The sequence below is a fragment of the Desulfurococcaceae archaeon MEX13E-LK6-19 genome, assembly GCA_029637525.1.
Classification (GTDB): domain Archaea; phylum Thermoproteota; class Thermoprotei_A; order Sulfolobales; family Desulfurococcaceae; genus MEX13ELK6-19.
The window spans coordinates 1,152,847-1,173,254 of sequence record CP072660.1 but is presented as its reverse complement, the minus strand read 5'-3'; the positions used below and the strand labels follow the sequence as shown (position 1 = coordinate 1,173,254).

Below are 20,408 nucleotides of genomic sequence, written 5' to 3'. Positions count from 1 at the left end.
TGTCATGTATTTGAGCAACTGTTTTATCTTTACTTTGTTTCTTCACCATACTTCTTACTGAGATAAGATATTACTTGACGCATAATAATATAGTCATGTAATCAACGGTAATGCCATGAGACCCGTAAAAAATCATCATTCTACATACTCTATCTCTACATTAATGCTTTTACGGATCTTTTTTGCCTTGTTTAGTGGCAAGGCGACTCTGATTAAAGAATTGTTGCACTCGATTAATGCTACTCCATAGTTTCTCCTGTAGAGTACTTCTTTGACTACACATGGTGTTTCTTTATCGGCTGGTTTTACGTCTAGTTTGTGTTGTGGTATAATTTCTTTAACTCCTGTTGCTCGTGCTCTAGTCCACTCATGATCCCATGGATAGACCTTCTTTTTATCAATAATCCTTGTCTCGACTATATTGTGGTTGAATAGTTTTGCTGCTTCAATACTCCTGGTATTCTCGTATACTCTCATGGGTTCCCCGTGTTCAACTATCTTTCCCTTAACAAGTACAACAAGATAGTCAGCTAGTTCAAGTGCTTCATCCTGATCGTGGGTCACGTGTATGAACGTGATCCCTGTTTCTTTCTGTATGCGCCTCAATTCTAATCTGAGTTCTTCTCTTAACGCTAGATCTAGGTTGCTCAGTGGCTCATCAAGTAAGAGTATGCGTGGCCGTGTGACTAGTGCTCGGGCAAGAGCGACTCTTTGTTGCTCACCACCACTCAGTTGATCAGGATACTTGTCTAGTAAGCTCTCGATACGGGTTAGACGTGCAGCCCACAATACCCTCTTCTCGATCTCCTCCCGTGGGATCTCTAGTGCTTCTAGACCAAAAGCTATGTTTTCATAAGCCGTCAAGTGTGGTAGTAGTGCTGGTTGCTGGAAAACCATTGAGACTCCTCTTCTCCAAGGAGGCTCTAGTGTTACATCTTTTCCATCGATAATTATCCTTCCCTGATCAGGTTCCTCGAGCCCAGCTATTATCCTTAAGAGTGTTGTTTTTCCTGCACCACTAGGGCCTAGTATAACCGTTATCTTTCCTTGTGGTATCTCTAAGTTGATGTTGTCTAATGCTTTAATGACGCCATATTTCTTGATTATATTCTTAAGTATGATCATTTAGAGCCACCTTTCCATTTTTCTTGATAGCAAGACAAGAATAACCGATGTAGCTGCGAGAAGAAGCGATGCAGCTGCAGCTGAGGCTTGCCAGTCTCGTACACCACGATACCTATAGATCGCTATGCCTAGTGTTGTAGTAGATGTTGTTGATATGAATAGTGTTGCACTGAACTCGCCAAGGCTAACCACTAGCGCAAGAGACAATGCTACCAAGTAAGATGGTTTCATGAGTGGTACTATAACTCTCATGTATAGTGGTAGCCCGTGTTCACCGACAACTTTTGCAGCATCAACAAGAAGTTTTGCGACCCTACTATATCCTATTCTTAGCACACGTGTAACCAGAGGCAACGCTGCTATAGTATGCGCGAATACTATGAGTAGAGGATTCGGAAGGTAGTAGCTGTAGGTCCTGACGAGACCTAGAGATAATGTTATAGGGCTTATCGCCAACAACGAGATATAGACTACATCATAAAACTCTTCTCCCAGGAAAACTATTATCGATGCTATAGCTAGTGCGAAAACACCTGTCATCAAGGCAAAGTAGCCTGTGTTCAAGAAGACAATACTTGTTTCAACACCAAGCCCTGGATCGTAGCCTAGGCTTAACACACGCTTGAATCCGGCAAGACTATATTCTTTGGTATAAGGATTAAGCAGTGCATAATAGGGTATGGCAAACAATGGCATATAAAGGTAGACAAAGACTATCACCATGTACACAAGCAATGTTCTCCTAAGCCATACGGGTAACTTTATTCTGTAATGCCTGTATCCTGTTGGGGGAGCTAATGTCCTTCCATGCATACTCACAAACAATAACACTATTGTGAACAAGATCAAGTATTGTATGAGTGCTATAGCAGCTGCTCTATGGTTGTCGAACAAGAGTTTATAGTAATAGTATATGTATACTTCTAGTGTTGAGTACCCGACACCACCTAGGCTCAATGGTATAGCGAAGCTTGTGAAGCAATATATGAATGTTAGTGTGAAGGCCGATGCAGATGCTGGGAGCACATAGGGTAGTATTATTCTCTGGAATAAGATCTTTATGTTTCCTCTCGAGAAAACTGTTGATACATCGATTATTTCTCTTGGTATGGATACCAGTGATGCATACACGAAATTAAGGGATAGAGGAATATTGTAGAATACATGAGCAGCTATTATGGCCCAAAATCCTTCTCCAAAAACGCGAAGCCATGGAATGATACTTGAGAGCAAGCCATTGGCTCCATATAGTGCCGTAAACCCAGTGACCACAACCATTGGAGGAGCCATGAACGGCACTATACTTAATGCTCTCAACAATCTTGCCCCACGAAAACCAACCAAAAGAAGAGATAATGCTAGAGTAGAGCCCAGTATTGTGGCTATTACTGAGCTAAGTAGTGCCTGGATAAACGTGAAACGTAGTGAATTCTGTATACTGGGGCGAGAAAAGGTATCAATAATATATTGTAGTGTAAAAAACCCATTGTCGTCTAAAAAAGCATCTTTTAAACCATAGAGTACGGGTAGATAAATAAGTAATGTTATCGTCAGTAATACTACTGTTTTCCCTGCACGCAACTTTAGTATCCTATGCAATTATTCTACACCATTAATATCCGTTAGCGCTAACTACTCATTATATCTACCCACTCGTTTATCCAGGTATCGAGGTTTTCCGCGATCTCGCTACTAGGCATCTTAATGTTTACTACCTCTACTTGATTCATGTCTATAGCATACTTGTAGACATCTGGTAGTTTGGCATACTTGTTTGCTGGATACATCCAGTTGTTCAATGGTATTTCTTCTTGTACTTCCTTGCTGAGGAACCATTCAACGAATTTCTTGGCTGCTTCTTTGTGTGGTGCTCCCTTTACTATTCCTATGCCCTCTATTTGTAGCCATCCTAGAAGCTTACCGTTGTACTTCACTAGCGCTGCACTATATCTTGTCGAGTTATAGAAGAACATTGAGTATGCTGGATCAGTAGCATAGCTCACAACGATATGGTATTCTTCATTGAGGAACCTGTCGTAGGCGTCTCCCCAGCTTTTCTCTACACGTGGTTTTACTTTCTCCCACCACTCCCTCCAGTCTTTACCAAGATACTTCTCATATACTGTTATCTGGTATAACAGGAAGCTTAGCCCAGTACTGCTCGTCCTTGGATCCTCTACTATGAGTGTACCTCCTAGCTCTGGGTCATAGAAGCTCTCGAAGGTAATGTTCTCCATAGTAGTCTCGTTAATGTACTTGGTGTCATAGACGAATGCTATTAAGCCATAGTCGTATGGTATGGCATAGTGGTCTGGGTCATAGGCTTCTATAAGCCAATCATATATTTCATCAATGTTAGATGGTGTGTAGGGTTCTAGTACTCCTTCCTTCTTGGCCTTAATGATCTGTATGTTATCGAGACCAATTACAACATCAGCCTCGACTTTGCCGGACTTAACTTCCTCAATAACCTTGGCAAGCATTTCACCAGCATCACTGAACTTAACAACCTTCACCTTAATACCATAGGTTCTCTCGAAGCCACCAAATACTTTATCCCATGTCTTATTCGGGTCAGGACCCCACGCCAGCAGGCTCTCATATGTATAGACTACTACAATGTCTTCTTTCTTTGGCGTAAACCATCCTGTTATATAGAGGTATCCTAGTGTAGATACAATAATCACTATAGCGAGGATTATTACTGCCAGATACTCGCGTCTCACCTTTTCCACCCCGTAATCTTGTTTAATACCTAGTTATAGGTAATCTTCTTTTCTATTTATTAATTATAAAATAACTTGGTTATAGATAGAAAAGTCAACAACTATAATTACATTACACGTAATAGATAGCTATAGAAACCAAACAAACGGATATTTGGGGTGTAGTTTTTGGGAAAACTCAAAGCACCTTCATGGGTTGTATTGAGCCCCTATGAGAGAGTTATCTGGATCGGTAGGAGAAGCCTAAGGTCTATGATGAAGCTCTCTGCCACAATGGTGTTATTCTTTATACTATCCATAGCAAGCTTCGTTTTATTCCCATTAATTGAGCCATTAATCAACGAGTATATTCTATCGAGAATAAGTATCCCAGCAATGTTCATAAGAATAGGGTTGTCAGGAATACTATTCCTCATAGGTTTAATTCTATTGATCAAAATAATGCTGATCAGGATTAGCAACGAATATGTGTTAACAACAAAGGAAATCTATGTAAAGAAAGGTATTTTCTCTAGGAAAATAGATACAATAGACCTCAATTGGATCAAGGGTGTAGAGATCATACAAACACCACTTGGTAGACTACTAAATTATGGCACATTAGAGATACTTGCACCAGGAGCCGATAAGAAAGGCATCACACTCATAAGGATCGATGGAGTGGCTGACCCTATAGGTGTCAAGAGGCTCATAGAGAAAGCCATGATGAAACTTACGGAAATAAAAGAGATTGAAGAAGAACTCATTAAGTTAAAGGAAAAATTTGACATAGGAGAAATAGACGAAAAAACCTATAAGGAATTAAAAGCAAAGCTTGAAAAAGAACTAGAAAAGATATTGCTAGAATAAATAATCTTTCTCAATTTTTACAAAATAATGAATTATTATATCAAAGATAAAATATTCTATATGTTGATTAAACTACATTATCTTTTGTTAATATAGATGTTTTTGAGAAAGAGAACAAGGGCTCTAAATAGAATACTTTTATATTGCTTCCTTTCTCGACAATAGTTTTTCTTGGCGGGATCACTGTGAACCCATCTGCTTTGACGAGCGGGTATACATTGTAGGATTCAGTTTTAGCATGCACTATAGCTTCCATAGTCTCGTAGTCTATTTCAGCTAGCCGGACTCTATAAAAGGCCGGATATGCCTTGACTTCTATTGTTTCTTTCAGCAAAACATCAATATATGGCAGTTTGAACTCGTTCCCGCCTTGTAGCCTCGTTATTATTGGGAGGAGAAGGAAAATCAGCCCGCTTATAGTTGATTGCGGTAATCCGGGTAGGTTTACAACGATTTTATCATTGACTCTTAAGCCGCTTGTTGATCTACCAGGGTGTACTTTGATCCCACGTACATACTTTTCGGGCTTATAGTGCTTGTATAGTGTTATCCAAGAGTAGTCTTTAGGTCCCATTGACACCCCGCCAATACTCACAATGATATCATTTCCTTCGAGAAGACTATCGATCACATTAATAATCTCTCTTGGTTCATCCCTAGCCTTGACTACACTGGATATACTGCAACCCCAGTACTCAAGAACATTCCTGAGGAGATACGCGGAAGACATTGGTATTTTTCCGGTGGAAACAGCCACTACTTCATCAACAATCTCGTCGCCAGTTGGCACGATAGCTACTCTAGGCTTCTTATATACTTTGACACAAGGTATACCCAGGTCTATGAGTAGCTTCTGGAGCAAAGGAGTGATTCTTGTACCTCGTTGTGCAATAAGCGTACCTGTTTTAACATCGCTTCCCTTGTGAATAATGTTCTCGCCGCTTCTCGCAGGCCTAAAGACTAGTATGAAGTCTTCTCCCACCCTAACGGATTCAATAGGATAAACAGCATCAGCACCTTCTGGAACAGGGTATCCTGTTTCAACAAAAACAGCCTCACCCTCCTTGATCTTATAGTTATGGGCATTTCTTGAATCAACGTTTCTCACAATCTTTAGTTTAACAGGGCTTCTCGATGAAGCTGTTGATGTATCAACGCTACGTACAGCAAATCCATCGACATGACTTAAGTCAGTCCATGGCCTTGAAGTAGACGCAACGATATCTTCCGCAAGTATGCGTCCAACAGCGTTCCTGATATCAACTTCCTCGACACCAATAGGGCCAAGTCCTGAAGCAAGCACATTAACAGCTTCACGAGGATCCATGTATTTGTATAGCCTCTCTAAAACATCACCCATTTCAACCAGCCTACTATGACGCTGATACCTGCACCATAGAAAAACCTTGTTCTACATGTCAACAACATCTATTTGACTAAGAAGACGAGACAATTGACATCGATATATTTAAGAGTAGTGGAAGACAAAAACCATCTACAGTATATCTGGAGTGTGAATATACTACCATGAGTAATAGGGAACCCGACGATCCGTTCTGGGAGTTTATCAAGAAAGTAATGAAAGACCTGGGTTTATGGGATTTCCTTGTGGCCTCAGGATTTACACCCGAAGACGAGAAGATGCTTAAGAAAATGCTCAACAACATGAAGTTCTATGGATTCACAATAACCATGGGCCCTGACGGGAAACCATTAATTAAGGAGTTCAATCCATTTCTCCCAGGAACAAACAATGCCTTCAGGCCAGCACCTTTCCTACCTCGGAGAAATGCTCCTCTCCGCCATAATGATTACCTTCTAGACATATACGATGAGGGAGATAAGATCACTATTGTGACAGAGGTGCCTGGAGAAGAGAATATTGATGTAGTCGTCGACTCGAGTGGACGTAAAGTACTGATAAAAACAAGTACAGAATCCAGAGTAGCCGAATTACCAGCCAAAGTAGATAAGAAGCCTTTGAGTATAAGATGTAGAAACGGTATATGCGAGATCGTGTTGAAGAAAAAGAAGCTCTTATCCTTCAGATAGTAGCTACCTAAGTTATTATTGTATAACTAGATTTGATCACTATCCTCTTTTTATACGTAGCATAAATGTATACTGGGTGGACTGTGTTTGAAACTCATAGGTCTTATAGCTAGTGGTTCGACAACAGCTTATGCTCCAGTAATTATCTGGGATCAAGTAGAACACTATGCTAAAGAAGAGCAGCTGGTATTAGTCGATGATACACGTAGGAACATAAAGTATCTTGGTGTTCTTCGTTTAATAAAACGTTTTGAGCCTTTTCTCGACACCAAGAAGAGAACTAGTTATGTAGACAACCCCGATCTCGTAGAGACAGGTACTTTACCCCATAGCTCTGGCTATGTCTCGATTATAGGTGTTGTATCCGGGAACGGTTTATCGGAAGCACAGCTCCCACCCAACCCGGGGTCTAGAGTATACGTGATAGAATCTCCTTCCGATCTAGAGTTAGGGCTCGGCGAAGGTCTTGTTGTTGGCGTACATAAGTATAGTGGCATAGAAATACCATTGGATGCTCGAGGCATCCCTTACCATGTTGGCGTTGTTGGTGCCACGGGTACTGGTAAGTCAAGACTAGTAAAAGCATTTATAGACGAAGTATTAGCTAAGACAAACTATAATGTCATAGTCTTCGATCACACTGGCATGGACTACACTAGATTCTATAAAGAACACGTGGTAGAGGGCTCACGTATAGTCCTAGATATAAGCCTCATAACAGACATGATCTTGTACAGAACAGGACTTAACAGGAATACTTATGAGCCCTACGTGATGGTTTCACTGCTTGCATATCTCTACGATTACCTCCGTAGAAATAAACCTGAACTACTAGCAGAAATCTCGGGTACTGGTTCTGGTCAACAGAAGCTCGTGCCGCAAATTCCTTCTTTTGATGACTTCCTCAACAATATTGATTACTCTAGACTCCAGGAGATACTGGCCAGAGAAAATATTGTGTGGGATATAAACTGGTTCAAGAAACAATCAGTTCTCATGCTCCAGAGAATGAGGGCAAAAGATAGCTCTAAAATAAGGCTGGGCATAGCTATAGACTTATACCTGGGTAAACAATTCTTTGAATCACTCAGTAAACGTGATCTATTGCCACAGGATATAGTTGACAAAGCTACCAGTGATAGACTAGTAGTCATTGACTTGAGTACAGAGGATCTAGAGGCACGTAGATACATAGTCTCTTCTGTTATAAACGAGCTATGGAGACGTATAGAAGAGAAACGGGAACCAATCAATACTCTCGTGGTCATAGATGAGGCTCACAACTATGCTTGCAGGAATTGCGGAGCATCACATAGAGCCATAACCAGGATCGCTAGGGAAGGACGTAAGTGGGGTCTAGGAGTCCTCTTGGCTACACAGAGAATCATAGATATAGACCCAGAGATCAGGGGCAACATCAACACATGGTTCTTCAGTAAACTCCAGACACCAGGAGACTTCAATGAGCTCAAAGGCTACATGGACATGTCGGGTATAAGCGAGAACACATTAGCTATTCTAGGTAAGCGGGAATTCTTTGTGGCAGGGCTCATGAACCCGTTTAAGATGCCGATACTCGTTAAGGTGAAAGAGGTTGAGTGAAGAACCTTTCGAGGAAGAATTCATACCACTAACTAGTGAAGGCGAGCCCCTGACATCCATAGTATTCAAGGGCGTTAAAGAAGAAGCACGCAAGATAATAGAGTTCCTCAAAACAGATCTACTGCTAGAGAAAAGAGACTATTATAGGAATATTCTATCAAATAATGGCATGTTAAGAAAAATTATACAACGTAATTATACAAAATACTGTTGCCTAGCACTTGATACAAGCTTTACTTCACCACCACTAGAACTCACTGGCGGCAAACTCCTTGTGATCACAAGATCCCATGTGTTCTATGGATGTAGGGAAACAGGGTCTATAGAGAGAACCAGTACCGTGGGTTATGTTAAGTTTATACAAGAGAACGAGACCATAGGAACACCGTACTCCAAGATCATTGAAAGAGAGTTTGTAGTAAATGTCCTGAAAGAAAAGAAGAATGGGCGACAAGAAGTAGATCTAGTAATGCTTGACGGCGAATTGTTTCCAAGAATCCCGCCTGGTTATGTTGGTAGGAAAAGTAGTGAAAGCCTCATTATAAAAGCGTATAATCGTGTACTAGATCTAACGCAGGAAATGCTTGAACTAGCTGAGGAAACAAGTACTATTATTGTCGGTATAGTCAAGAGAGTTTATGGCAGGGATCTCCAGGTAGTGCTAGGTGATCCAAACATTAAGATTAATGACAAAGCGTTTTCTACATTCATACTTGATAATGGTGAATGGATTAACATAGGTTCTTACTCGGAAATAGCTGTTAGCTTGAGCGAGTACATAAGAAACTATGCAAGAAATCTTGAGCCCCGGTCACTAAGATCTCTTAATGAACGACTTGCCTGGATAACTCGTGTGATTGATTGTGCGCCGAAAACAGGTGATATCAGAGTAGCTGTCTATAAGGCGGAGAACCCAACATACTTCATGATAGCCACAAAGATCGAGGCATTAGTACCTAGTGGGAAACAGTTGGATGAAATCATATCGTATTTATCTAGGATAACTGGTGTCAACGGTGTCCCTCATCCTATAGATATAGTGGACTCCATGGGTATAATAAAGAGGGAACTATTGTATCTCGTACAGCAACAACTATACTCAGAATTAACAAGCACAATGAAGAACAACAAGCTGGCCTTGAGTATTGCTGGGTTAACTAACCCAGAGAAAATGACTAGAGTTGGTTTCAGATGAATTAGTCATAGAATTTTTCGCTATGTAACCATTAAGTTATTATTTAAAGACTGTATTATTAAATAGTAGCAGAAGAGATTGTAGCGGGATGATATATTGTTCGAACTTAAAGAAAGAGAGTTCAAGCCATCACCTAAGATGAAGACAATATACTGGCTTTACTCGTTATGGTACTTTATACCAGTACTACTGTTAATACTAGCCTTCGGTGCTGCAAGCGTTGAACCTGTTGTATCACGTCATGGTCTCGATTTAACATCTAGACAAGTAGTCGAAACAATAATGATGAATATACTCATCCCCATTATAGTCTTCGTACTAATACCAGCACTAATATTTGGGATATGGGTGAGTCTATACTACAAGAGTATACTATTCAGAGTAGAAGAAGATCATGTGTATTCGCGTAAGGGGATATGGTGGGTTAAAGAAAAACGTGTACCATACAACTTGATTTCAGAAGTAAGATTACGACAGGGTCCTCTACAGAGAAGACTAGGTCTAGCAAACATAGATATTTTCACACCAGCAACAGGTGTACAACGTCCAGAATTATCACTATTCCAGATAGACGCTCTTCGTGCCCAAGAGGTACTATCTTATTTACGGTACAAGACAGGGATCTTGTCCAGCAAGGAACGCAAAGTTATTGAAGAGGATATGCTTAAAGAGCTAAGGGAGATCAGGAGGTTACTTGAAGAAATACTTGATAGACTATAACGTTGCCACGTTTTTATCCCATGTAAAACAACTATCCTAAGTTTACTGCTGGGACAACAGATAACCCTGCTGCGAGCTCTTTTTTGTTTCTAATGAGTTCTATGAACTTCTCTACGCCAATGGTCTTGGCAACGACATCTATCATGTCAATGTAGAGGATAAAGGGTTTGCCATGATCACATGTTATTCTCCAATATCTTTTCTTATCCTTTGCCACGTCATCACGTCTTTTTTCAGAAATATTTCTTAGGAGCTCTTGGTTGAGCATGTTATTTTCTATTGCATTTAGGATCTCGAAGACTCTCTCCTTATACATATCCAATATGCTGTAGTCAGCTATTCTCAAATGAAGCTTCCACTCATTATCATTAAGCTCTCTGCAGACAAGCACCTTATCAATTGAGTACTGCTCTAGTAACTTAACGTACTTTTCCCCGATTACGAGGAGAGGCGATATGTACACTGATGCCAAAACAAGTGCTTCAGCAAGCTCATCGGGAACACCATGCTCCTTCATTACAGCTGGTAGGATCTTAACTTCCGCAATAGGGTAAGCCAGTTCTATGAAAGGACTCCCGCCAAGATACTTGCTCAGCTTCTCCCTATACTTCTCGACAATAACAGGAGGCAACCCCAAGTTACGATACCTAAACTTCTTCACAAGCCACTTAACCTTATCCCAAGAACCACTAGCCTCTGGATCAAATATCACTACTCCACGAAGGTTCTTAACTATTGCCGCATAATACGAGAACATAGATAACTCCCTATAATCAATGCAGCACTCTAGTATAAAGTAGTTGTTAACATACCTATTGCATTAAAATAATTTCTACTTATTACCAAGCTAAGAATAATTAATAACTTTGGCGATTATGTTTGTACTAGATTGCATAGAGTGTTTTACTCAATCTAAACGCTGTTTATTGGACAAAACAAAGCAATAGGGATCACGTATATGCAAGACTATGGATTTTGATAATATTTTATATAAACAAAAAGACACCATATGATACCATTCTTTACAATCATTATCTTAATTATAATTCTAATTCTGTGAGAATTATGTTAATAATCGTATCAATATCAATATTTATGTTTATTTGTATATTAAATAAAAATAATAATGAAGAATCTGCCAGATTTATTACCAATTATTTTTGGACTGCTTTCTTATATTCCTAGGGTTATGTTATCTAGTTTGTAGGTATAGGGGATGATATCGTGGTAAACAAGCTTAGTGTTGACGGTGAGTACCAGGAGGAGATCAGGGATATTGAGGATATTATTGAGAGAATAGAGGAGTTTCTTGAAGAGCATAGAGTGGATGATGTAAGACGTATTATAGATGAGATAGAGCCCCAAGACCTTCTTGATATTCTCGCGAGGCTTGATACGGAGAAGAGGAGAAAATTATTGTCGTTGATACCGTCTAGTTATTTTGTCCAGATTCTCTCTAGGTTACCTGACGACGTGCTGTATGAGTTAATATTATTGAAGGGTGCTTCTAAGCTAGCAAGAATATTATCTGATATGCATCCCGATGAGATAGCTGACGTGCTTATGAGACTTCCCTCAAAGATCAGGAACCAGATCCTGTCACTTCTACCACCATGGAAAATTACCGAGGTCTCCGAGCTGATGAAGTATCCTCAGGAGAGCGCCGGCGGTGTAATGACTACACGCGTACCTATTTTCCATAAAGACGAGACTGTTGGCACTGTTCTCGAGAAATACTCTATAAAATACCAGCTTGGCCTCTATGATAAACTCAATTATGTCTACGTGGTGGATGATGAGGGCAAGCTTGTAGGCTGGGTTGATATCAGGACCCTTATGACTAAGCCTAGAGACAAGAAAATAGGAGAGATCGCACAGGAACCTCCTGCAACAGTCAACGTACTAACCGATCGTGAGGAGGCTGCTCGTCTCGTAGTAAAGTATGATCTAACAGAGATACCTGTAGTTGATGACGAGGGTAGGCTTGTCGGTGTTATAACTGTTGATGACATCATAGACGTTATTGTGGCGGAGTCTACGGAGGACCTACTGAAGTTCGGTGGTTTACTAGAAGCCGTTAAGGGGAGCTACCTGACTGCAAGAGCAATAGAGCTTGCACGTAGGCGGGCCACATGGCTCATAGTGCTCTATATGCTTGAGTCGATAACAGTGAGCGTGATAAGCCGTTTTGAAAGCGTGTTGGCAAGTGTTATAGCGTTGAGTTTCTTTATACCACTATTAACCGATACCGGGGGCAACACGGGGTCGCAGTCTGCAACACTGGTGATAAGGAGTTTGGCTACAGGCGAGGCTAGGATAAGCGATTTCTTCAGGATAATAGTCAAGGAGCTCTCGGCTTCATCGATACTTGCGATGATTATGGCGCCTATAGGCTTCGGCATAGCCTACGCGATCTCATTGAACCTAATGGTTGCATTGACTGTTGCACTAGCGTTATCCGTGATAATAGTTGTCGCTAGTATGCTTGGCGTATTGCTGCCGTTTATAGCGGTAATGTTTAAACTAGATCCAGCACTTATATCGGCGCCTTTAATAACCACGGTGGCTGATATAACTGGTATAACACTATACTTCACGATCGCTATATATTTAATGGGGCTGTAAATAGCCTAGATTAAAAATCAAGATTACTTGGCTAAGACTACATGTATAAAAGTCTTTAATGCTGTTATAATCCACATTCCTAGGAGCATGAAGTATAGAGCTAAACCAAAGTAGTCAATGACTTCTATCCCAAAGACTATTGCAACGTTATGTGTTGCACTCACATATGCTCCAAATGGGAATATGAAAGCCCACCAAGCCAGGCTGTAGGGTAGACTTATCTTCTTAACATAGTGGAAAGTGATAATTATTGCCATTACTAGCCACCAGACCCCAAAACCCCAAAAGATCAACCCGAAGACGTAGAGTGGCTCCTTATACGTTATAAAGAATGTGTTCTTGACCAACATGTATAATGACGAGACACCAGCACCTATTGGACCAAGGTTTATCCATACAGTAGGCGCTATCTTACATGAAGGCAGCTGGTGTGTTATATAGCGGTACATACAGATCGCATAAAGGGCTACATAGAGGAAGAATCCTGAACCCCAAGCAGAATAGTTTACAAACAACATTAGATCAGAGAGTAGACCTGTTGTATTCTTTAGAAGCAAAGCTCCAGCCATCGGCACAACTATAAGGCCTACGGGAGGTATATACCACGCTGGAGTAATGTTTTCAATACCTATCTTCTCTTGGACAAACATTAAGTAGGGTATTATTATAGAGAATAGTATTGTTGCAATGGTACCACATATCCAGAAAATCCATGCAGCCACTGTATTACCTATTATCACTATGAAGTCCACTGCTAAAACAAGCATCGCTATAGCTATTGTTCCATAAAAATGGCTAACCACGGGGTGATACAAGTCATGAAGAGCATCTTCTCTATATTTGATCCAGCGGATACACCATGGTATAAGCAACGTGAAGAACAAGAGTATATTCAAATAAGCTAATACTATCCCCAAAACAGAAAGCACTGGAATGTACCGTGAGTAAGCGTAACTCACCACCGCAACAACACCTGTACCCATGACACTAGCAAACCATGACGGAGGAAACTCTCTAATACTCATCTTCATAGTTATCACCTGCATTATTAGTCATATGAATATTCATTCATATGAGTAACATTTTCAGCAATAATATGTTTTGCTCTCAACAACTATGGCAAACATTTCATCTAAGTAATCAATACTAGTTTAGATAAACCCGAGTAATGCCATTATGTAGTAGAATATAACAAGAACAGCAAAGTACGGTAGTGTTATCTTATGGAAATCTTTTATGTTAATCCCGGTTAATCTCAATGCTATGAAGTTTGCTAGAGAACCCGCTATGAAACCTACTCCTCCTACATTAACTCCAAGTAGTAGTATATGCCAGTCGCAGCCAAGAAGAATTATTGTTGCAGGAACATTACTGACTATTTGGCTCAGCAAGACTGATTCAATAAATAATAATGACGGAATATTACTGGGAACAATATTAAGGATAAATACTATGCTACGGAAATCAATGAACATCATTACAAAAATCATAACAAGCACGTAGTCAAGTCCCTTAATGATTTCTCTTCTATAGATACCATAGGATATGATGGCAATAAGTAATGCTATTAATGTATAGTTTTCCTCAGCAGCAATAACTGTTAATATGAGTAGTGTAAGCGATAACAATGCTAAGACGGGATCCCTTTTTATCAAGGGAGGTGTCTGCGGTTTCTTAAACTCTTTCTTCGGCATAATAGCTAGCGTGTAGATTATCAAGAAAACTATTGCGGGTAGAAATACGGTAAACGTGTACTTCATGAAATCTACTACATTGATATCATAATACTGCCATATGATTATGTTCTGTGGATTACCAATTGGCGTTAACGCTGATCCTATATTGACTGCTATTACCGTGAGCACTATTATTTTAGTGGGATCTATCCTAATGATCTTAGCTATCGCCAGTACTAGAGGCATAAGTATAAATAAAGCTGTATCATTCATTAATACTGCAGCAATAAACATGGAGAAAATTATTATGAGTATATTCAGTTTCTCCAACCCACCACAACACGTAGTGATCCTATGGGCTAGTATAGTAATGTATCCTGAAAACTCTAAGCCTCTTGATATAAGCATTAGAGTCATTATCATAGTTATTGACCTATAGTCTATGAGCCAAGGAGTTTTAACCAAGATCAATGGCTTGTATAGTATAATACCCAAATAAAGAAGAAGTAATATCATAAACAGTTTTTCCTTACAGAAAAAATTTCTCATCAACAAAACATAGTATCTAAGTTTATGCAACGTATCTTCTAACCTCTTCAGTTAATCCATAGTCGGGTATGATTTCACTACCATCATATGAAACCTTGATATGTGCTATAATCAAGTACTTCCATGCAATCGGGACAACCCATGCATTCTCTGGCTCACGAAACTCAACAGCTTCAACTACCCGAAGCTCACTAATTATCTTGTCCATATTCTTCTTCACTTGCTCAGGCGATACAGAGACCCCCAATGCCCTCACAGGTCTTCCTTTAGGCGAAGGTGTTCCCGATAAGGGGTCGTAATGTATTCTATCCAAAGCAAACCCCTGATACATTAAAGGCACGTCAACGTGGATTTCCCCTTTAGGCCCTCTTTTAATTAACGGTGGACCTATGACAAGGTAAGTAAGCAAATTCTTCACTGTCTCAATGGCTCTCACGGCAAGACCATAATCGAAACCCATGCTTGATTGATAAGAACACCCTCGAATAGGAGGCGGGTTTCCATCAGGCAATGTATTAGCACCAGAACCCACGATTCGCTGTCGCTATCAGTAACAAAAGTGGTTTAGAATAAATATTTCCGGATCTTTAGTCAATAAATTCGCAGAAGAGCATTCTTCATCGGCTATTTTATCTTTTAGGTAACTTAGTATCTACCTATCGTCTTTACTCCTTCTTTAAGTATTTTCTTGAGCTGCCTGTTCATTACTTTCAATGCTATCACGAGGTATACTATGGAATATACTGCTCCTATTGATAGTGTCAAGTATAGGTTGAGGAGTGTCGGTGTATTTAGTAGTGAGTACCGGATAAGCTCTGCTGGATAACTATAGGGGGTCATGAGCGCAAATACTTGGAGTGGTCTGGGCATGTTTACAAGTGGTGAAAGACCCCCGGTTGCTATTGGTATTATCCATCCCAGTATCTCGAGTACAGGACCAGCTGTTCCAGCCGATAGTGTTGCACCTCCTAGGATGAGGGCATGGGCAAACAATACAATCATTAGTATCAGCAACCCGGCTACAAGATACAATGGATTAACTATAGTTAGCGCTGGTGGTGCTGATGTCAATGACAATACTAGGTATGCTCCACCTAGAGCAATTGATACCCATATCAGGGACACCGGTATAATGCCGATGAAGAGTACGTATATGCTTCTACCACTAGTGATAACATAATCCAGTAATCCTTGTGCCATATGGTATCTTAGGCTCCAAGCCCAATCCCATGTAGCCATACTATAGATCATGAATATCAGTATAGCAGTAAAACCATAAGCAGACGCTATTTCTGGAGAAACATTCGGTGGCCTAAACAGTGATACTGGTATTATGAATAGCGCGAGCCACATCATTAAACCAAGTATACCATAGACTATACCTTTGTTTCTCAGAAGCTCTGTAACAAAATATGCTTTAAACACGGTCTTGTAAACACTCATGTCTTAACACCTTCTTTGACTACCTTCTTCTCCCAGAACACCATGCTCTTCATCCCGAATGGTGCATAGAATATGGCTAGTGCTGTAGCGAAACCTATCAGCATCAATATAGTCGTTATCGTCGCGTCATAGCCTGTTATAATCCTCTGAATAGCTTCAACAACATGGGACGAGGGGATAAGTGAACTAGCTATCCTGCCCAGCAAGGGCATCATGTATCTTGGGTAATAAACCCCCATCAGTACCAACAGGAGCGGTCTTATCACGTTTATTGCTCTCCAGTTTTCTCCTCCAACACCATAGACTACACCAATGATTATGAGAACGAATGTCACGAACAAGAGAGCAGAAAGCCCTGTGAGACCTATGATTACCAATGCTTCATATATGCCTTCGAAACCATAGTAGTAATACATTATCGGCACAATACTGGTTAACCCCAGTACCAACACTATGATGAGGCGCGGAATAGGGATAGCGAAGTAATACTTTATTCTCGGTACTGGTGAAGCAATTATGTATGGTTGTGTACCAAGTTGCCGGTCTGCTATAGGCTTCCACAACAAATCGTCGCTTACACCAAGGATGACCATCATCATGAACCCGCTTGTTATAAAGAATACTACAGGGTCAACCCCTATTCTCTCAATGAATACTTTTGTTGAGCCAAGAGACGTGCCTATCAATAGTATGAACAATGTTAGCATGTACGGATACAAGATGATAATTGCAAGCATTGATTTTCTCCTAAATATGTCAGCATACACAAACTTCATTTCAGCCCATAGAATCCTTAGAAAACCCATTGACAGACTCACCTTGTGAAATATATGAATACATCCTCGAGAGTGGGCTCCTCGATCTTCATAGTAACTATGTCATAGCCTTTCTCGACGAGAAGCCTAATGATCTCTCCCACGTATTCTTCGGGTTTCTCTATCGATACTCTTAGCTGGTATAGTTTCTCTCCAACAACTTCTATTTTTGGCTCAATAGAGTCTCCCAGGACCTTATAGACAACCTCTTTGAGCACGTCCTGACTAGTATTTTTCACAACAACAGTTATCGTTCTAAGCTTAGGTATTCTCGCCTTAAGCTCCTCTGGAGACCCCTCAGCAACTATGACTCCCTTGTTGATCAATAGTATTCGATCACAAACAATCTCTGCTTCAAACATGTTATGAGTAGTATACAAGATAGCCTTGCCTTCTCTCGCCATTTTCTTAACTAGCTCCCTGATCTTACGTGCACTTGGTGGGTCAAGACCTAGTGTTGGCTCATCGAGCAACAGCACTGGTGGATCCTTGAGAAGAGCACGGGCAAGCCCTAGACGAGCTTTCATGCCAAGACTATATTCCTCATAGAGTCTATCCTCAGCACCAAGTTTATCGAGTTCAAGAAGCTTCATGAGATAGTTTATTCTCTCCTTGAGCTCCCTCCCACCTAGCCCATATAATGCGCCAAAGTACTCCAGATTCTCTCTGCCAGTGAGTTTCCCGTAGAATCCTTTTTCTACACTAAGTAGCAGTCCTATTCGTTTCCTGACTTCATTAGGCTCTTTGACAACACTAAATCCCTCAACATAAGCTTCTCCCTCATCAGGAAGAAGTAGCGTCGCGATGATCTTAACAGTAGTTGTTTTCCCAGCACCATTAGGCCCTAGGAGACCGACAACCTCGCCATGCTTGATCTTGAAGCTAATTCCTCGAAGAGCCTCGATTCTCTCTACAGTGCCACGGAGCAATCCCTTTCTCTTCTTCGTCTTATACGTTTTCTTAAGATCCTCTGCTACAACAGCATAACTCATTGCAATCCCCTTTACCTGTTTAAAAAGAAAATTTGTTTATTTGATATAAAGATTCGCTGGAGCATGTCTACACAAAAGAACTGGAGACAACTCCACATATCACCACATAGAGAAAAATATTTATGGACACTCATTAGAGTATTCACGGGGCTGTACTTATGCCTCCAAGATACTTAAAGAAGGTAGTGTTCTTTCTACTTCTAGTTCTAGCATATCTCCCAGCAGTATTCGTGCCAGCAGTGAATAGCAGTAACATATACATAGGCAGTATACCTCTTCTATGGATCTACATGATGCTATGGACTCTTTATGCCTTCGGGCTTCTTGTAACAGCCTATGTTGTTGATAAGAAGCTCGAGTGGTGAAGAACATGGAGTACCTTGCTTTGATAATTATAGCTGGATGGCTTGGTTTAACAAGTATTGTAGGCTATGTCTCCACGAAGAAGGGATTCGAGAAGCTAACCAGCGTTGATGCATGGTTTGTCGCGGGACGTACACTAGGACTATTGATCCTATGGCTTAGCCTTGGAGCAAACATCTATAGTGCATACACGTTCCTCGGACTGCCTGGTACAGCTGCACGTGAAGGCGCTAGAGTATGGGGTATAACACTATACGGCATGATCTCTTATCTTATAGGATTCCTGTTGATCCCTAGTCTCTGGAAACACGCTAAGAACAGGAACTGGTTAACTCTAGCTGATGCTTTCGAGGATCTCTATGGTAGCAAGGGTGTTGGAGCTTTCGTCGCGATCACTGGCGCTCTATGGAGTATACCATACATACAGCTCCAGATACAAGGCATAGGCTATATCATAGAGGTAGCTGGCTACGGAATGTTCGATCCTGTTACAGCTAAACTCATAGCATTCCTGCTGATAGCCGTATTCACAATCGTCGGTGGGTTAATGAGTGTGGCCTTCATTAATGCGCTACAAGGCGCGATAATGTTGTTTGCAATATGGCTTGTAGGACTACTAGCACCAATAATAGCTTTCGGAGGCTACGATAGATTATTCGCTGTACTCCAAGACTATGCGGCAACACAACCCGAAGGCGGTGTTTTCAGTCTATACTTAAGACCACAGGATCTCACCTGGATGGTAACATTAATGCTTACAGCACCACTAGCTTTCTGGCTATGGCCAAACCGTGTCCAGAACATCTTTGGCGGCAAGGACATTAAGACAATTAAGAAGAACATGGTGCTCGTCGGTGTATACCAGGTAAGCCAGATCCCTGCCATAATGGTGGGACTAACTGCTATAGCATTATTCGCGACAGGTATGCTGGCCCTACCAGTATACAAGAAACCATACAGCGATATGGCGTTCATGCTTGTTGCCCGCCAATTATTCCCACCATGGTTCGTCGGGATCGTTGGCGCAGGAGCACTAGCAGCATCAATATCAACAGCTGCCGCAATACTCCATGTATGTGGAGCATTGTTCTCAAGGAATGCTTACCAACGTGTATTCAAGCCTAATGCAACAGGTAAAGAACTAGTTTTCGCAGCCAGGCTATTCACGGCAGCAATAGCTATTATCTCACTTATACTAGCCCTATACGCGCCAGGAATACTGATCTATCTTCTACTCATAGGCTACGCAGGCATAGTACAGTTCTTCCCACAATACGTTATAGGACTATTAAAGCCAGGGCTTATAGGCAAGAGAACTGCTGTAGCAGGAATGTCTGTAGGAATGATAACAGTAGGACTAATCAAGACCTCGAAAGATATAGCATCAGCCCTGGCAGCCACACCACTAGCTCCTGTAGGAGAATTCCTTGTATCATTAAAAAGACTAGGCTTCTATGCTGGGTTCTATGGTCTCATAGCAAATCTAATAGTGATCGCTATAGGTATAGTGGTTGGCAAGCTAGCTGGAAAATAACAACATTATTTTTCCAACATAATATGACCAAAACTGTTTTTAACCACTTTTCTTACACGCAACACCACGTACACATGACAGGATACAGTATCCTTGGGGGACACTGCAGTTAAGATGGGATACCAACTGTAGGTGGATAAGC

At 40.9% G+C, this 20,408-nt stretch carries 19 protein-coding genes; 8 read left to right on the top strand and 11 right to left on the bottom strand.

What is annotated here, in order from left to right; genetic code table 11:
* Positions 1 to 135: 135 nt before the first annotated feature.
* From J4526_06290 to J4526_06280, 3 genes are read right to left on the bottom strand one after another with little or no spacing between them, the layout of a single operon-like run.
* Positions 136 to 1,125, bottom strand: a complete 990-nt coding sequence (locus J4526_06290; GenBank protein ID WFO74688.1) for an ABC transporter ATP-binding protein — start codon at positions 1,123 to 1,125, stop codon at positions 136 to 138.
* On the bottom strand, positions 1,126 to 2,724 hold the full coding sequence (locus J4526_06285) for an iron ABC transporter permease (protein WFO74687.1): 1,599 nt from the start codon (positions 2,722 to 2,724) through the stop codon (positions 1,126 to 1,128). It lies immediately after the preceding gene.
* A 29-nt stretch (positions 2,725 to 2,753) separates the two neighbouring features.
* Entirely contained in the window at positions 2,754 to 3,851 is a 1,098-nt protein-coding gene (locus J4526_06280; protein ID WFO74686.1) for a thiamine ABC transporter substrate-binding protein, read from the bottom strand.
* Positions 3,852 to 4,019: 168 nt separating this feature from the next.
* Between J4526_06280 and J4526_06275 the strand changes: the two genes are divergently transcribed.
* Positions 4,020 to 4,700 carry a PH domain-containing protein gene (locus J4526_06275; GenBank protein ID WFO74685.1) on the top strand — a complete coding sequence of 227 codons (681 nt, stop codon included), beginning with the start codon at positions 4,020 to 4,022 and terminating at the stop codon, positions 4,698 to 4,700.
* Positions 4,701 to 4,767: 67 nt separating this feature from the next.
* Here the strand turns inward: J4526_06275 and J4526_06270 are convergent, their stop codons facing one another.
* Complete coding sequence (locus tag J4526_06270) at positions 4,768 to 6,060, bottom strand: molybdopterin molybdotransferase MoeA (protein ID WFO74684.1); 1,293 nt, start codon at positions 6,058 to 6,060, stop codon at positions 4,768 to 4,770.
* Positions 6,061 to 6,227: 167 nt separating this feature from the next.
* On the opposite strand from J4526_06270, the gene J4526_06265 reads away from it, so the two are divergent.
* The 4 genes from J4526_06265 (at position 6,228) to J4526_06250 (ending at position 10,269) form a co-directional block, all read left to right on the top strand.
* Positions 6,228 to 6,752, top strand: coding sequence for a hypothetical protein (locus tag J4526_06265; GenBank protein WFO74683.1), 525 nt, complete (start codon positions 6,228 to 6,230; stop codon positions 6,750 to 6,752).
* Between the two features lie 87 nt (positions 6,753 to 6,839).
* Entirely contained in the window at positions 6,840 to 8,354 is a 1,515-nt protein-coding gene (locus J4526_06260; GenBank protein WFO74682.1) for an ATP-binding protein, read from the top strand.
* Positions 8,347 to 9,549, top strand: a complete 1,203-nt coding sequence (locus J4526_06255) for a DNA double-strand break repair nuclease NurA (GenBank protein WFO74681.1) — start codon at positions 8,347 to 8,349, stop codon at positions 9,547 to 9,549. The genes J4526_06260 and J4526_06255 overlap by 8 nt, the downstream gene beginning before the upstream one ends.
* A 96-nt stretch (positions 9,550 to 9,645) precedes the next feature.
* A complete protein-coding gene (locus tag J4526_06250) occupies positions 9,646 to 10,269 on the top strand; it encodes a PH domain-containing protein (protein WFO74680.1) in 624 nt (207 codons plus the stop codon).
* Between the two features lie 31 nt (positions 10,270 to 10,300).
* Here J4526_06250 and J4526_06245 read toward each other — a convergent pair whose 3' ends face one another.
* A complete protein-coding gene (locus tag J4526_06245) occupies positions 10,301 to 11,026 on the bottom strand; it encodes a hypothetical protein (protein ID WFO74679.1) in 726 nt (241 codons plus the stop codon).
* 467 nt (positions 11,027 to 11,493) lie between these two features.
* On the opposite strand from J4526_06245, the gene mgtE reads away from it, so the two are divergent.
* Complete coding sequence (gene mgtE / locus J4526_06240) at positions 11,494 to 12,894, top strand: magnesium transporter (protein ID WFO74678.1); 1,401 nt, start codon at positions 11,494 to 11,496, stop codon at positions 12,892 to 12,894.
* Positions 12,895 to 12,917: 23 nt separating this feature from the next.
* Here the strand turns inward: mgtE and J4526_06235 are convergent, their stop codons facing one another.
* The 6 genes from J4526_06235 to J4526_06210 form a co-directional block, all read right to left on the bottom strand.
* Positions 12,918 to 13,925, bottom strand: coding sequence for a hypothetical protein (locus J4526_06235; protein ID WFO74677.1), 1,008 nt, complete (start codon positions 13,923 to 13,925; stop codon positions 12,918 to 12,920).
* A gap of 120 nt (positions 13,926 to 14,045) precedes the next feature.
* A complete protein-coding gene (locus J4526_06230) occupies positions 14,046 to 15,086 on the bottom strand; it encodes an anion permease (GenBank protein WFO74676.1) in 1,041 nt (346 codons plus the stop codon).
* 55 nt (positions 15,087 to 15,141) lie between these two features.
* Positions 15,142 to 15,630 (bottom strand): hypothetical protein, encoded by a 489-nt coding sequence (locus J4526_06225; protein WFO74675.1) that lies wholly within the window; start codon positions 15,628 to 15,630, stop codon positions 15,142 to 15,144.
* 134 nt (positions 15,631 to 15,764) lie between these two features.
* A complete protein-coding gene (locus tag J4526_06220; protein WFO74674.1) occupies positions 15,765 to 16,562 on the bottom strand; it encodes an ABC transporter permease in 798 nt (265 codons plus the stop codon).
* On the bottom strand, positions 16,559 to 17,368 hold the full coding sequence (locus J4526_06215; GenBank protein ID WFO74673.1) for an ABC transporter permease: 810 nt from the start codon (positions 17,366 to 17,368) through the stop codon (positions 16,559 to 16,561). Before J4526_06215 ends, J4526_06220 begins: the two co-directional genes overlap by 4 nt.
* Positions 17,369 to 17,376: 8 nt before the next feature.
* Complete coding sequence (locus tag J4526_06210) at positions 17,377 to 18,369, bottom strand: ABC transporter ATP-binding protein (GenBank protein ID WFO74672.1); 993 nt, start codon at positions 18,367 to 18,369, stop codon at positions 17,377 to 17,379.
* A 158-nt stretch (positions 18,370 to 18,527) separates the two neighbouring features.
* On the opposite strand from J4526_06210, the gene J4526_06205 reads away from it, so the two are divergent.
* A complete protein-coding gene (locus tag J4526_06205) occupies positions 18,528 to 18,734 on the top strand; it encodes a hypothetical protein (protein WFO74671.1) in 207 nt (68 codons plus the stop codon).
* 5 nt (positions 18,735 to 18,739) lie between these two features.
* Positions 18,740 to 20,266: a sodium:solute symporter family protein gene (locus tag J4526_06200; GenBank protein ID WFO74670.1), complete on the top strand. Its 1,527-nt coding sequence runs from the start codon at positions 18,740 to 18,742 to the stop codon at positions 20,264 to 20,266.
* The last annotated feature ends 142 nt before the right edge of the window (positions 20,267 to 20,408 follow it).

Coding starts and splice junctions, on each gene's coding strand:
- J4526_06290 (WFO74688.1), bottom strand. CDS start 1,125: ATGATCATACTTAAGAATATAATCAAGAAATATGGCGTCATTAAAGCA.
- J4526_06270 (WFO74684.1), bottom strand. CDS start 6,060: ATGGGTGATGTTTTAGAGAGGCTATACAAATACATGGATCCTCGTGAA.
- J4526_06265 (WFO74683.1), top strand. CDS start 6,228: ATGAGTAATAGGGAACCCGACGATCCGTTCTGGGAGTTTATCAAGAAA.
- J4526_06245 (WFO74679.1), bottom strand. CDS start 11,026: ATGTTCTCGTATTATGCGGCAATAGTTAAGAACCTTCGTGGAGTAGTG.
- J4526_06235 (WFO74677.1), bottom strand. CDS start 13,925: ATGAAGATGAGTATTAGAGAGTTTCCTCCGTCATGGTTTGCTAGTGTC.
- J4526_06230 (WFO74676.1), bottom strand. CDS start 15,086: ATGATATTACTTCTTCTTTATTTGGGTATTATACTATACAAGCCATTG.
- J4526_06220 (WFO74674.1), bottom strand. CDS start 16,562: ATGAGTGTTTACAAGACCGTGTTTAAAGCATATTTTGTTACAGAGCTT.
- J4526_06215 (WFO74673.1), bottom strand. CDS start 17,368: ATGGGTTTTCTAAGGATTCTATGGGCTGAAATGAAGTTTGTGTATGCT.
- J4526_06210 (WFO74672.1), bottom strand. CDS start 18,369: ATGAGTTATGCTGTTGTAGCAGAGGATCTTAAGAAAACGTATAAGACG.
- J4526_06205 (WFO74671.1), top strand. CDS start 18,528: ATGCCTCCAAGATACTTAAAGAAGGTAGTGTTCTTTCTACTTCTAGTT.
- J4526_06200 (WFO74670.1), top strand. CDS start 18,740: ATGGAGTACCTTGCTTTGATAATTATAGCTGGATGGCTTGGTTTAACA.